The sequence below is a fragment of the Variovorax sp. M-6 genome, assembly GCF_052114385.1.
GTDB lineage: Bacteria > Pseudomonadota > Gammaproteobacteria > Burkholderiales > Burkholderiaceae_C > Variovorax.
This window is the reverse complement of sequence record NZ_JBFREQ010000002.1, coordinates 76,986-89,276: the sequence shown is the minus strand read 5'-3', so window position 1 is coordinate 89,276 and position 12,291 is coordinate 76,986. Positions and strand designations below refer to the sequence as shown.

Genomic DNA, 12,291 nt, shown 5'->3' with positions numbered 1-12,291 from the left:
CGTACGAAGTGCTAACCCTTGAATTGCAATGAAACGCTGGCCCGTCCGTGCCGCCGGCCAGGCCCTGGCGGCGCCCGTCGTCGGCGCCGTGCTCGCGGGCATCGGCACGCCGCACCTGGCCGCCAGCTACCTGACGGCGATGCAGCGCGTGCTGCCCGTGACCTTCTGCACCGTGTTCGCGGCGAGCGCCAACGGCCGCATCGAAACCGTCTCGGCCGCCAGCACCTATGGCCACACGGCCGAACGCACCGCCGAACGCTATGTCGCCGAGCGCTTCGACCGGCTGGACCCCCACATGGCCTGGCTGGCTGGTCGCAAGCTGCCCAAGCGCCCGCAGCTCTGGCTCGGCCACCACCGGGCCGAAGAGGTGGAAGACCCGGCCTACCGGGCCGCGTGCTACGGCGATGTCGGCATCCGGGAACGCAGTTCGGTGCTGCTGCTGCTGCCGACCGGCCAGCGGGCGGCCGTGAGCTTCTACCGCAGCCTCGCCCAGCCCGATTTCGGCGCTGCGGATTTCGCGCTGCTCGAAACCCACGCCGCACTGCTCGCCGACGCGACCGCCGCCCATGGCCGCAGCGCGGTCGCTGTCCGGGAGGCCGCGGAACCGGCGCTGGCATCACGCCTGCTGGGCCTGAGCCTGCGCGAGCGCGAGGTGGTCGGCCACCTGCTGGCCGGCAAGACCGCCAAGGAGACGGCGCGCGAGATCGGCATCGAGCTCACGACGGTGCGCACGCACCAGTACCGGGCGTTCCGGCGGCTGGGCATACGGAGCCTGAAGGAGCTGCTGCGCGGCGCGCGCGCATGAGAGCCCCCACGCTCCCCCACTTCGTGTGGGTCGCTGCCCCCCGAGGGGGCCGCAGGCCGCCTTGGGGCGGCCCGGCGCCGGCCTGAGAGCCCCCACGCTCCCCCACTGCGTGTGGGTCGCTGCCCCCCGAGGGGGCCGCAGGCCGCCTTGGGGCGGCCCGGCGCCGGCCTGAGAGCCCCCACGCTCCCCCACTGCGTGTGGGTCGCTGCCCCCCGAGGGGGCCGCAGGGCCGCCTTGGGGCGGCCCGGCGCCGGCCTGAGCCGGCTACCTCGTCGCCGCCGGGGCCACCACTTCCTGGTCGATCGCGCCGAAGACCGACTGTCCGTCGCGGCCCTTCATCTCGATCCGGATGGTGTCGCCGTACTTCATGAACTCGGTGCTGGGCTGGCCGTCCTGGATGGTCTCGATGCAGCGCTTCTCGGCGATGCAGCTGTAGCCCTTGGGCCAGTCCATGCCGCCCTTCCTCTCGACGCCCTTGTTGCTCACCGTGCCGCTGCCGACGATGCTGCCGGCGCGCACGTTGCGGGTCTTGGCGATGTGTGCAATCAACTGCCCGAAGTGGAAGGTCATTTCCTCGCCCGCATCGCACATGCCGACCTTGCGGCCGTTCCAAGTGCTCTGCAGCGCCAGGTGCACGCGGCCGCCCTGCCAGGCGTCGCCCAACTCGTCCGGGGTGACCGCGACCGGGCTGAATGCGGTCGCGGGCTTGCTCTGGAAGAAGCCGAAGCCCTTGGCCAGCTCGGCCGGGATCAGGTTGCGCAGGCTGACGTCGTTGGCCAACATCAGCAAACGGATGCCGTCGAGCGCCTGCGCCGGCGTGGCGCCCATCCTGACGTCGCCGGTGACCACCGCGATCTCGGCCTCGAAGTCGATGCCGAAGGCCTCGCTGGCGACCACCACCGGATCGCAGGGGCCGATGAAATCGTCGCTGCCGCCCTGGTACATCAGCGGGTCGGTGTAGAAGCTCTCGGGCACTTCGGCATTGCGCGCCTTGCGGACCAGTTCGACGTGATTGAGATAGGCCGAGCCGTCGGCCCACTGGTAGGCCCGAGGCAGCGGCGCCATGCATTGCGCCGGATCGAAGGGAAAGGCGTGCCGGGCCCGCCCGCCGTTGAGCGCATCGTAGAGATCCTGCAGCTGCGGGCTCATGAAGCCCCAGTCGTCGAGCACCTGCTGCATGCGGCTGGCGATGCCGGTGGCGTAGTGGGCGCTGGCGAGGTCGCGCGAAACGACGACGATCTGGCCGTCGCGCGAACCGTCTTTGAGAGTGGCGAGTTTCATGGGTGGCGGCGGATGCCGGCTCGGCATCGCTACTAAACTGGTTGGACGGGCGGCAGTGTACCGAGGTGAACCCTCTACGCCGGCGTCCGTTCCATCCTCGATGCCGCCCGCAGCCCTCCCCGACAGCCCCGACGCTCCGCGCCCGCCCTGGCGCGGGCTCGCGCTGCTGACCGCGGCCGTGGTGCTGGCCCACCTGGCGCTGCTGGGGCTGGCACCGCCGGCCGGCGCCCCGCGCCCCTCCCCGCTGGCCAACACTTTCATCACGCGCAGCATCGTCGTCGCGCCGCCGCCAGCTCCGGCGCCGGCCGCTGCTGCGGCGCCGGTGGTCAAGGCGGCTCCCGCGCCGCCCCGCCCCGTGCGGCCGCGGCCTGCACCCCGGCCCCGCCCCGCGATCGAGCCGGCGCCGGCACCGGCCGCCGCCGCCGCTTCGGTGCCGCCCGAGGCGCCGCCGAACGACCTCATCGCCCAGGCCGAGATCGACGCCGGCAACGCGCAGGCGCCCGAAGGGAACGCCGGTGGGGCCGCATCCGGTGCGTCCGGTGCATCCGGCGCAGGCGGCGGCGAGACGGCCGGCAATATCACCGGCCCGGTGGCGCTGCAGATTTCGGGCTCGGTTCGGCTGGCTTTCGCGGCCACCGCCCAGCAGGGCGCGCAGCCCCTGCAGGGCGTGTTCGGCGAGCTCGTCTGGCTGCAGGACGGCAGCCACTACGACGCGTCGCTGTCGTGGACCTTCCTCTTCAAGACCCTACGCAGCCAGCACAGCGCCGGAAACATCGGACCGACCGGGATCGAACCCCTGCGCTTCTCCGACAAGCGCAAGACCGAAGTCACCTCCCATTTCGAACGCGACAAGGGGCTGGTCGTGTTCAGCAGCAACGCACCGAGCGTGATGCTCCTGGCCGGCGCGCAGGACCGGCTCAGCGTGGTGCTGCAGCTCGGCGCCCTGCTGGCCGGCGATCCGGCGCGCTACCCGAGCGGCGCCGTGATCGCGGTGCAAACGGTGGGGCCGCGGGACGCCGAGATCTGGACCTTCAATGTCGAAGGCGAGGAGGAGCTCACCGTGCCGGCCGGCGATTTCAAGGCACGCAAGCTCACGCGCAATCCGCGCAAGCCCTTCGACGACAGGATCGAGCTGTGGCTGGCCCCCTCGCTGGGCTGGCTGCCGGTACGGATCAAGCAAACCCAGACCAACGGCGACTTCATCGACCTGCAGATGCGCAGCCAGGTGCCATTGCGCGCGTCCAATCCTTGAAAAAACACGCGGAAACAGGCGCCAGCCTACAAAACGTCGATGGATATTGAAACTGGCGCGTTGATTGCTATCTAACCATCATGAATGCCATCGACATCCTGACAGGACCCGACATGCAGATGCTCTACGACTCCGACTCCTTTGTGGTCGTGCACGTGCAGCCGACCGAAGGCGAGGCGCCCGCCGCACCCCACCTGCCGGTGCTGGCGCGCCACGGCTTCGAGATCGTCGACAAGCGCTCGGGCAAGGAGGTCTACCTCGACGGCTCCTGGGCGGAACTGTTCCAACAGCAGATCGCCGCCTGGCAACTCAACACCCCGACCCAGGAAGAGGTCGAGGACACGCTCGAAGGCTACGCCGAGTTGGCACACACTCCGGTTCTGGTCCACTGAGCGGGCACCCGGAGACGAAGGCACGCAGTCAACGATGCCCAGGCGTGTCAGTCCGCCTGGCCGGCGAGCCCAAGCAAGGCCTGCAGGATCGCCAGCCGGCTCTGTCCCAGCACCATGCCCTGCCAGGCAGGCAGTTCGCAATAGAAGGCATCTCGAATGGTTTTCCGGACGATTGCGGCCAGTGCCTGCGGCGCTTCGGGATGCCTGCGCAGCCACGCCTCGCCGCGCAAGGCGTCGACCATTTCTTCGAACGGCACGGTGCCGAACTCGAGCGCCATGAGCGTGCGCCGGGCATCGGGACAGGCGGCATAGATGGTCGAGGCCAGGTGGCCGGTGATGTCTGCCGAGCTGGACGTGCCGGCAAACGGCACTGCGATATCGGCACCCCACCAGCGCCTGGCACGCGCGACCTCCTCGGCGTCGCGCCGGCCGGCGAAGATCTTTTCGCCGTGGCCCCAGGGTCCGAGCCCCGTATGGACGTCGATCCACCCGATCTCCGCAAAAGCGGCCGCCTGCGTTCGCAACACCTGCTCCAGGGTGCGCAGCGACGCACTGCGCGCGGCGCCGCCGAAGAACAGGCCGTCGGGGTGCGTGTACTGCCCCTTGGAGACGGCGTCGCGATAGCGCAAGGCGCCGTGTCGGGCAATGTGGTCGGCCACGGCGCGGCGATTGGCTTCGTCCGGGGGCCACGCGGCCGGCAGCAGCAGCGGATGCAGTTCCGCATAGCCGGGATTGGCCGGCAGCGGGCCGCCGAAATCCTGGGCGTTCCGGTTCAGGTCGATGTTGTCCTCGTTGGTCCGGCTGATCCAGGAGAAGCCGTACGGATTCACTGCGTGGATCAGCAGCAGCGCGACCCCGGAGCGGGCCGCGCGCGCCAGCAGTTCGGCATCGGCCATCAAGGCCAACTGGCACGCCGAGCCGCAGAAGCCCTCGACGCCGTGGGTGGCGGAACTCACGATCAACACCGCCTTGGCACCCTCGGCGCCGATCAGGGCGACGTCGGTGGCCAGCGCTTCGCCCTCGGCGCCCCGGACCTCCAGCCCGAAGGATCGAAGTTCGGCTCGGCAGGCTTTCGCCGCGGTCAGGAAGCGCTCGCGCGCCTGCGCGTAGCTGGCGGAAAAGCTGCGCTCCACGGACGCGGCCAAGGCGGTCTGCGCACTCACCTACTTCGCCTCGAGCTTGATCGACTTCGCGATGGCGCGCAGCCGGCCCGCCTCGGCGGCGTAGCCGCGCGAAGCCTCGGCCAGGGTCGTGGCCGGCGCCATCATGAGGCCCTGCGCTTCGAGCTGGCTGCGCACCGCCGGATCGGCCAGCACGGTGTTGAGCGCCGCATGCAGCCGCTGCACCACCTCCTCGGGCGTGTCCTTCCGGACGAAATAGCCATGCCAGAGGTCGAAGCTGAAATCCTTGAGGCCCTTGCTGTCGTTCACACTGGGGTAGTTCTTGAGCATCGGCACCTCGGTCTTGCCTGACGGCGCCAGCGTTCCGATGATCTTCAAACGGCCCGATTCGGTCATGCCGATGAGTTGCTGCTGGATCGGCGCCAGCATGAAGTCGATGGTTCCCGCGCCCAGGTCCTGCATCAGCGGCGCGCCGCCCTTGTAGGGCACGTGCGTCATCGTGACGCCCAGCCGCTCGCCCAGATGTTCGCCGAGCATGTGATAGAGCGAGCCGTAGCCCACGCTGCCGAAGGTCAGCGGCCGGGTCGGGGAGGCGCTGCGGGCCAGCGCGATGAACTCGTCCATGTCGTTGGCCGGCAGGTCCTTGCGAGCCATCAACACCATCGGCGCCACCCCGATCATCTGGATCAGGCGGAAGTCGTCGCTCTTGTACTTGATGGCCGCATTCGCCAGCGGCACCAGGATGGTCTCGTTGGAAGAACCCTGGAACAGGTAGTAGCCGTCGCTCGGCGCATTGAGCACCTTCTGCGCACCGATGGCGCCTCCGGCCCCACCGAGGTTCTCCACCAGCACCGGCTGGCCCAGCAGCCTGGACAGCGGCGTGTGGATCACGCGGGCGATCACGTCCGACGACCCACCGGCGGGATAGGGGACCATGAGGTTCACGGGCTTCGAGGGGTAGGGATCTGCGGCCCTGGCGCCGACGGCCAGAAGCAGGGTGGCCAGGCAGATCGAGAGCGTCTTCTTGAGGTTCACGGGGGTTCCTTTGGGATTGCGGGGGCGACGGCAGACGGATGCTATAAAAGCCACCCGATTCGGAAAAGACAAAATCTTTGCCTCAAGGATCAGCTTTCGTTATCCCTTCACCGATCCGAGCCCGATGAAGCCCCAGCAACTGCGCACCTTCCTGGCGGTGGCGGAACACCGCAGCATCCACGCCGCCGCACGCGCCTTGTTCGTGTCGCAGCCGGCGGTCACGCGCACGATGCGCGAACTCGAACGCGACCTCGACGTGCCCTTGCTGAGGCGCAGCATCAGCGGCGTGGAACTGACCGAGGCGGGCCTCGCCTTCCAGGTGCGCGCCAGCCTGCTGGTCGAGGAAATGCGCCGCACCCGCGAGGAGCTGCAGTTCATGAAGGAGGGCGCCAACGGGCGCGTGGCGGTGGCGCTGACCTCCACGGTGGGCCTGACCCTGCTGCCGCCGGCGCTGGAGAGCTTCCAGCGGCAGATGCCCCGCGCCCGCGTGAGCATCAACGAAGACCCGGTGCCGCTGGCGCTGCGCAAGCTGCAGGACGGCACGCTCGACTTCATGGTGGTCAATACCCTCTCGGGCAGCCTGGGCACTGCCTTCCACCAGCAGCCGCTGTTCGACATGTCGCTGATGGTCGCGGCCAGGCGGCAACATCCGTGCGCCGCGGCCCGCTCGATACGCGAGCTCAACGAACATCTGTGGGTGGCGCCCGGCTACGCGCCCGACCAGGACTTCGTCGCCCAGCTGTTCGCCTCGCACGGCCAGCCCGCGCCGGCGCGCATGCTCGAATGCGAGTCCTTTGCGATCGCCATCCATCTGCTCACGCGCATGAATGCCTTCGCCCTGCTTTCCGCGGCATTGATCGAGCAGGAGCTGACGCCGCGCGGCGTGGTGGCGCTCTCGCTGCGGGAGCCCATCCCCCCGGCCCGAATCAGCATCGTGACCTTGCGCAACGCCCGTCTCACCCCGACCGCCCAATGCCTGATCGCCTGTCTGCAGGCCCAGCCGCTGCCGGCCGGCATGCGCCGCGCCGAGGCCTGAGGGCAACGCGCGGGTTAGCATCCGCCGATGCGTTCGAAACGGATTCCCGTCCAAGCTCGATATCTTTCCAGCCTCTCACTGGCGCTCGCCGCGATGCTCGCCGCCTGCACGACGACGGCGCCCACCGAGGCGCCGATCTCGCGCCGGGCGGCTGCGCTGCTGCCGACCGACGCGCTGTTGCTGGGCGAACAGCACGATGCCGCCGAACACCAGCAGATCGAGCGTGAAACCGTCGAGGCCTTGGTGCAGAACGGCCGGCTGGCCGTCGTTGCACTGGAGATGGCCGAAGAAGGCAACAGCACATCCCACTTGCCGACCGATGCAACCGAAGCGCAAGTGCAGGCCGCGCTGAGCTGGAACGACAAGGGCTGGCCCTGGACGGCCTACGGTCCGGTGGTGATGGCCGCGGTGCGCGCCGGCGTGCCCGTGATCGGCGCCAACCTGCAGCGCGCGCGCATGAAGGATGCGATGGCCGACGTTTCGCTCGATGCGCAGCTGTCGGACAGCGCGCGCGCCGCCCAGCAGGAGGCCGTGCGCAGCGGCCACTGCAACCTTCTGCCCGAGTCGCAGATCGTCCCGATGACCCGAATCCAGATCGCCCGCGATCGCGCCATGGCGCAGGTCGTCGCGAAGGCGAAGGTGCCGGGCAAGACGGTGCTGCTGGTGAGTGGCGCCGGCCACAGCAACAAGATGCTCGGCGTTCCCCAGCACCTGCCGACCGACGTCTCGGCGAAGGCGGTGAAGATGCAGGCAGGGGATTCCGCCACCGGACCCGGCGCCTTCGACGCCGTCTGGCGCACCCCCGCACTGCCCGAGAAGGACTACTGCGCCGGCGTCAAGCGTTCTTCCTGATCGAGTCCGCCAGCGTGTTGACCAGCGTGTCGATGTGCGACTTCTCGACGATGTAGGGCGGCGCGATCACCAGCACGTCGCCCGCGGGCCGCACCAGCGCGCCCTTGTGATAGCAGTCCAGGAAGATGTCGTAGGCGCGCTTGCCCGGCGCACCGGCGATCGGCGCCAGTTCGACCGCCGCGGCCAGGCCCAGGCTGCGAATGCCCACCACGTTGGGCAGGCCCTTGAACGCGCTGTGGAAGGCATCGCCCAGCACCTTGCCCATGTCGCCGGCGCGCGCGAACAGCTGCTCCTTCTCGAACAGCTCCAGCGTCGCGATGGCGGCCGCGCAGGCGACCGGATGGCCCGAGTAGGTGTAGCCATGGAAGAACTCCACCACGTGCTCGGGCGCCGAGGTCTTCATCATCTCGTCGTAGAGCTTGTCGCGGCAGATCACGCCGCCAAGCGGAATCACGCCGTTGGTCACGCACTTGGCGAAATTCAGCATGTCGGGCACGACGCCGTAGTAGTCCGACGCGAAATTGGTGCCCATGCGCCCGAAGCCCGTGATGACCTCGTCGAAGATCAGCAGGATGCCGTGCTTGTCGCAGATCTCGCGCAGCTTCTGCAGATAGCCCTTGGGCGGCACGTACCAGCCGGCCGAACCGGCGATCGGCTCGACGATGATGGCCGCCACGTTGCTCGGGTCGTGCAGCGGCAGGATGCGCTGCTCGAGGTCCGCCAGCGGGTCCTCGGCCCAGACCGGCTCCTGGTTGTGGATGTAGGCATGGTTCACCGGGTCGTGAATGAATCGCATGTGGTCCACGCGCGGCAGGAAGGCCGAGCCGAACACCTTGCGGTTGCCCGGGATGCCGCCGACCGACATGCCGCCGAAACCGACCCCGTGGTAGCCCTTCTCGCGGCCGATGAAGAGGTTGCGGTGGCCCTCGCCGCGGGCGCGGTGGTAGGCCAGCGCGACCTTCATCGAGGTGTCGGCCGCTTCGCTGCCCGAGTTGCAGAACAGGACCTTGTTGAGGTCGCCGGGCGCCATCGCGGCGATCATCTCGGCCGCCTTGAAAGCGCGGTCGTTGCTGACCTGGAAGGCGGTCGCGTAGTCGAGGGTGTCGAGCTGCTTCTTGATCGCCTCGTTGATGGGCTTGCGGTTGTGGCCTGCGCCCACGCACCACAGCGAGGAGATGCCGTCGATCACCTTGCGGCCGTCGTGGGTGGTGAACTCCATCCCGTCGGCCGCCACGAAGACCCGTGGATCCTTCTTGAACGAACGGTTGGGGGTGAAGGGCAACCACTGGTTGTCCATGTGGAGGTCGTTGAAGGCCATGAAGTCACTCCTGCAAGGTTGGGGCTGGCGGGGAAGTGGCATTTTGGCACCAGCCAGCCGCGCCGGCGGCCCTGCGACAATGGCGGGCCTTATGAACCCCGCGTACATCCTCACCCTCTCCTGCCCCGATCGCACCGGCATCGTCCACGCCGTCTCCGGCTTCCTGCTCGAGCGCGGCGGCAACATCGAAGAAGCGGCGCAGTACAACGACCACCACACCGGCCTGTTCTTCATGCGCGTGCGCTTCGCCTGCGCGCACGGTGAAGCCCAGTTGCGCGAGCAGATCGCCACCCTCGCGGACGAATTCGGCATGCGCTGGAAGCTGCACGCCGCCGCCGAACCGATGAAGACCGTGATCCTGGTCAGCAAGGAAGGCCACTGCCTCAACGACCTGCTGTTCCGCTGGAAGAGCGGTCTGCTGGCGATCGACGTGCGCGCCATCATCTCGAACCACCGCGAGTTCTACCAGCTGGCGGCGAGCTACAACGTGCCCTTCCACCACATTCCGGTGACCGCCGCGACCAAGGCGCAGGGCGAGGCGAAGCAGCTGGAGATCATCGAGGCCGAAGGCGCCGAGCTGGTGGTGCTGGCGCGCTACATGCAGATCCTCAGCAACGACCTGTGCGGCAAGCTGGCCGGCCGGGCGATCAACATCCACCACTCGTTCCTGCCGAGCTTCAAGGGCGCCAAGCCCTACTACCAGGCGCACGACCGCGGCGTGAAGCTGATCGGCGCCACCGCCCACTACGTGACCGCCGACCTCGACGAAGGCCCGATCATCGAGCAGGACGTGGAGCGCGCCGACCACACCGACACGGTCGAGGACCTCACGGCCCGCGGCCGCGACACCGAGAGCCAGGTGCTGGCGCGCGCCGTGAAATGGCACAGCGAGCACCGCGTATTGCTCAATGGGCACCGGACCGTGGTGTTCAAGTAACCGACCCAAGGGAGATCCAAAAATGAAAATTTCGTCCAAACACATCCTGGCCGCGCTGGCCTTCGTCGTCGCGGGCACCGCCGCAGCCCAGTATGTCGGTCCGTCCGGCGTCCGCCTCACGACCGTCGCCGAGGTGCTCAAGAGCGGCAAGAACGACCAGCAGGTGATGCTGCAAGGCGTGCTGCTGAAGAAGGTCGGTCGCGAGAAGTACGAGTTTTCCGATGGCACCGCCACCGTGCGGGTCGAGATCGACGACAAGATCTTTCCGCGCGAGACCATCGACGAGAAGACCCGCGTGGAAATCGTCGGCGAGTTCGAGAAGGACTTCATGACCTCGCCCGAGATCGACGTCGACACCATCCGCCGCCTTCCCTGACGAGCCGCCGCGATGAACGGCCTGCGCGGGATGGCCTGGCTGCTGGTGTTCCAGTCGGCCGGCGAACTGCTCTCGCGCGGCCTGTCGCTGCCGCTGCCGGGCCCGGTGCTCGGCATGATGCTGATGCTCGTGGGACTGCGATTCGACGCCGTGCGCGAGCCGGTGTCCGAATGCGCGAGCTTCCTGCTGGCGCATCTTTCGCTGCTGTTCGTGCCGGTCGGCGTCGGCGTCATGACGCACCTCGCGCTGCTCGGCCAGTACGGCGGGCGCATGCTGCTGGTGATTGCGCTGTCGACCTGGGTCGGCCTCGCGGTCACGGCCCTCGTGCTCTTCTGGCCCGACCGGAAGAATCATTCGCTCTAGCCGCATGCCGCGCTTCGTCGAACTCTGGATCTATCTCTCGGCCACGCCGCTGTTCGGGCTCACGGCCACGCTGGTCGTCTACCTGCTGGCGAACGCGGCGTACACGCGGGCCGGCGGCGCGCCCTGGGCGAATCCGGTGCTGTGGTCGGTCGTCGTGCTCGCCGGCGGCCTGCTCGCCACGCGGGTCGACTACCCGACCTACTTCGCAGGCGCGCAGTTCATCCATTTCCTGCTCGGACCGGCCGTGGTGGCCCTGGCCTGGCCGCTGTGGCAGCGACGCGCCGAGCTGCGCGCGCGCTTCGGCCGCCTGCTGCTCGCCGCGCTGCTCGGCGGCGCTGCCGCCGCCGGTACGGCGGTCGCGCTCGGCTGGGCCGTGGGCCTGCCGCACGACGTCGTGCTGTCGCTCGCGCCCAAGTCGGTGACGGCGCCCGTCGCCATGGGCATCTCCGAGAAGATCGGCGGCATTCCCGCCCTGTCGGCGGTGTTCGCCGTGCTGACCGGCATGATCGGCGCGCTGTCCGGCAAGTACCTCTTCGATGCACTGCGCATCGGCACCGACGCCACGGGCTTCGCCGCGCGCGGCTTCGGGCTCGGCACCGCGGCGCACGGCATCGGCGCCGCCCGCGCGCTGCATGTCGACGCCGATGCCGGCGCCTATGCGGGACTCGCGCTGGGCATGCAGGTCGTGCTGGCCGCCCTGCTCATGCCCCTGGTCTTCAAGCTCTTCCAGTGAAGCGCCCGGCTGCGGGCCGAGGTCTATTTCAGCAGCAGCCGAAGATCGATCGCATCCGTCATCGCCGCATAGCCGGCGTTGCCCGGATGGAGGTGGTCGCCACTGTCGTGCACGGGATTCAATGACTGCGGATTGGACGGATCGCGCAGCGCCGCGTCGAAATCCACCACCGCATGGACGTCGCGGCGGCTGCGGATCCAGCGGTTGACGGCTTCGCGCCTTGCTTCCTTTTCCTTGCTCCAGTAGGTCGAACCCTTGAAGGGCAGCAGCGTGCCCAGCAGCGTCTTGACCCCGCGCGCGCTTGCCTGCTCGATCAAGTGCTGAAGGCCGGCGGTGAGCTGATCCGCGGTGGGCTGGCCGCGGATCGGCCCGGCCGCGCCTTCCGGCATGCTGAAGCCGATGTCGTTGATGCCGAGCAGGATCACGACGTGGGTTACGCCGCGCTGCGCCAGCACGTCGCGCTCGAACCGGGCGATGCCCTTGGGGCCGACACCGTCGGCCAGCAGGCGATTGCCCGAGATGCCGGCATTGATCACCGCGACGGGGGCGGCGCCGCCGGACTTCGCGCGCAGCCTGGCGGCCAGCCGCTCGGGGTAGCGGACCGGGCGCCCTTGCTCCTCGACGGCGCCCGCGCCCTCGGTGATCGAATCGCCAAAGGCCACCACCACGCCGGTGTCGGCCGATCGCGCCGGCACCTGTGCACCCAGCAGCAGGGCGCCCAGCAGCAGCATCGGCAGGCATCGGAAAAACCGCTTCATGAGAAGCGCACAGTCTACGGAAATCCGGGGGC

14 protein-coding genes are annotated in these 12,291 nt (G+C 68.8%); 9 read left to right on the top strand and 5 right to left on the bottom strand.

Features of this window, described 5'->3' with window-relative positions; genetic code table 11:
- Positions 1 to 28 precede the first annotated feature (28 nt).
- Positions 29 to 805 carry a LuxR C-terminal-related transcriptional regulator gene (locus AB4Z46_RS02870; protein ID WP_442281970.1) on the top strand — a complete coding sequence of 259 codons (777 nt, stop codon included), beginning with the start codon at positions 29 to 31 and terminating at the stop codon, positions 803 to 805.
- 264 nt (positions 806 to 1,069) lie between these two features.
- Here the strand turns inward: AB4Z46_RS02870 and AB4Z46_RS02865 are convergent, their stop codons facing one another.
- Positions 1,070 to 2,086: a fumarylacetoacetate hydrolase family protein gene (locus AB4Z46_RS02865; protein ID WP_442281969.1), complete on the bottom strand. Its 1,017-nt coding sequence runs from the start codon at positions 2,084 to 2,086 to the stop codon at positions 1,070 to 1,072.
- A 100-nt stretch (positions 2,087 to 2,186) separates the two neighbouring features.
- Between AB4Z46_RS02865 and AB4Z46_RS02860 the strand changes: the two genes are divergently transcribed.
- Positions 2,187 to 3,338, top strand: coding sequence for a DUF3108 domain-containing protein (locus AB4Z46_RS02860; RefSeq protein ID WP_442281968.1), 1,152 nt, complete (start codon positions 2,187 to 2,189; stop codon positions 3,336 to 3,338).
- 113 nt (positions 3,339 to 3,451) lie between these two features.
- Positions 3,452 to 3,730, top strand: coding sequence for a BTH_I0359 family protein (locus AB4Z46_RS02855; protein WP_286371057.1), 279 nt, complete (start codon positions 3,452 to 3,454; stop codon positions 3,728 to 3,730).
- Positions 3,731 to 3,777: 47 nt separating this feature from the next.
- Here AB4Z46_RS02855 and AB4Z46_RS02850 read toward each other — a convergent pair whose 3' ends face one another.
- Together AB4Z46_RS02850 and AB4Z46_RS02845 are read right to left on the bottom strand one after the other, a co-directional pair.
- Positions 3,778 to 4,893 carry a M14 family metallopeptidase gene (locus tag AB4Z46_RS02850; RefSeq protein ID WP_442281967.1) on the bottom strand — a complete coding sequence of 372 codons (1,116 nt, stop codon included), beginning with the start codon at positions 4,891 to 4,893 and terminating at the stop codon, positions 3,778 to 3,780.
- Entirely contained in the window at positions 4,894 to 5,886 is a 993-nt protein-coding gene (locus AB4Z46_RS02845; protein ID WP_442281966.1) for a Bug family tripartite tricarboxylate transporter substrate binding protein, read from the bottom strand.
- 124 nt (positions 5,887 to 6,010) lie between these two features.
- On the opposite strand from AB4Z46_RS02845, the gene AB4Z46_RS02840 reads away from it, so the two are divergent.
- Both AB4Z46_RS02840 and AB4Z46_RS02835 read left to right on the top strand, forming a co-directional pair.
- Positions 6,011 to 6,922, top strand: a complete 912-nt coding sequence (locus tag AB4Z46_RS02840) for a LysR family transcriptional regulator (protein ID WP_442281965.1) — start codon at positions 6,011 to 6,013, stop codon at positions 6,920 to 6,922.
- Positions 6,923 to 7,015: 93 nt separating this feature from the next.
- The gene (locus AB4Z46_RS02835; RefSeq protein WP_442281964.1) at positions 7,016 to 7,774 is read left to right on the top strand and encodes a ChaN family lipoprotein; all 759 of its coding nucleotides are present in this window, start codon (positions 7,016 to 7,018) and stop codon (positions 7,772 to 7,774) included.
- Here the strand turns inward: AB4Z46_RS02835 and AB4Z46_RS02830 are convergent.
- Positions 7,758 to 9,092 (bottom strand): aminotransferase class III-fold pyridoxal phosphate-dependent enzyme, encoded by a 1,335-nt coding sequence (locus AB4Z46_RS02830; protein ID WP_442281963.1) that lies wholly within the window; start codon positions 9,090 to 9,092, stop codon positions 7,758 to 7,760. The two genes, AB4Z46_RS02835 and AB4Z46_RS02830, sit on opposite strands and share 17 nt — an antisense overlap.
- A gap of 91 nt (positions 9,093 to 9,183) precedes the next feature.
- Here AB4Z46_RS02830 and purU point away from each other — a divergent pair, with 91 nt between their 5' ends.
- The 4 genes from purU to AB4Z46_RS02810 are packed head-to-tail and all read left to right on the top strand — an operon-like array spanning position 9,184 to position 11,501.
- Positions 9,184 to 10,029 carry a formyltetrahydrofolate deformylase gene (purU, locus tag AB4Z46_RS02825; RefSeq protein WP_442281962.1) on the top strand — a complete coding sequence of 282 codons (846 nt, stop codon included), beginning with the start codon at positions 9,184 to 9,186 and terminating at the stop codon, positions 10,027 to 10,029.
- Positions 10,030 to 10,051: 22 nt separating this feature from the next.
- Entirely contained in the window at positions 10,052 to 10,405 is a 354-nt protein-coding gene (locus AB4Z46_RS02820) for a YgiW/YdeI family stress tolerance OB fold protein (protein WP_442281961.1), read from the top strand.
- A gap of 12 nt (positions 10,406 to 10,417) precedes the next feature.
- Positions 10,418 to 10,768, top strand: coding sequence for a CidA/LrgA family protein (locus AB4Z46_RS02815; protein WP_442281960.1), 351 nt, complete (start codon positions 10,418 to 10,420; stop codon positions 10,766 to 10,768).
- Positions 10,769 to 10,772: 4 nt separating this feature from the next.
- Positions 10,773 to 11,501, top strand: coding sequence for an LrgB family protein (locus AB4Z46_RS02810; protein WP_442281959.1), 729 nt, complete (start codon positions 10,773 to 10,775; stop codon positions 11,499 to 11,501).
- A 23-nt stretch (positions 11,502 to 11,524) separates the two neighbouring features.
- Here the strand turns inward: AB4Z46_RS02810 and AB4Z46_RS02805 are convergent, their stop codons facing one another.
- Positions 11,525 to 12,259, bottom strand: a complete 735-nt coding sequence (locus AB4Z46_RS02805) for an SGNH/GDSL hydrolase family protein (RefSeq protein ID WP_442281958.1) — start codon at positions 12,257 to 12,259, stop codon at positions 11,525 to 11,527.
- Positions 12,260 to 12,291 lie beyond the last annotated feature (32 nt).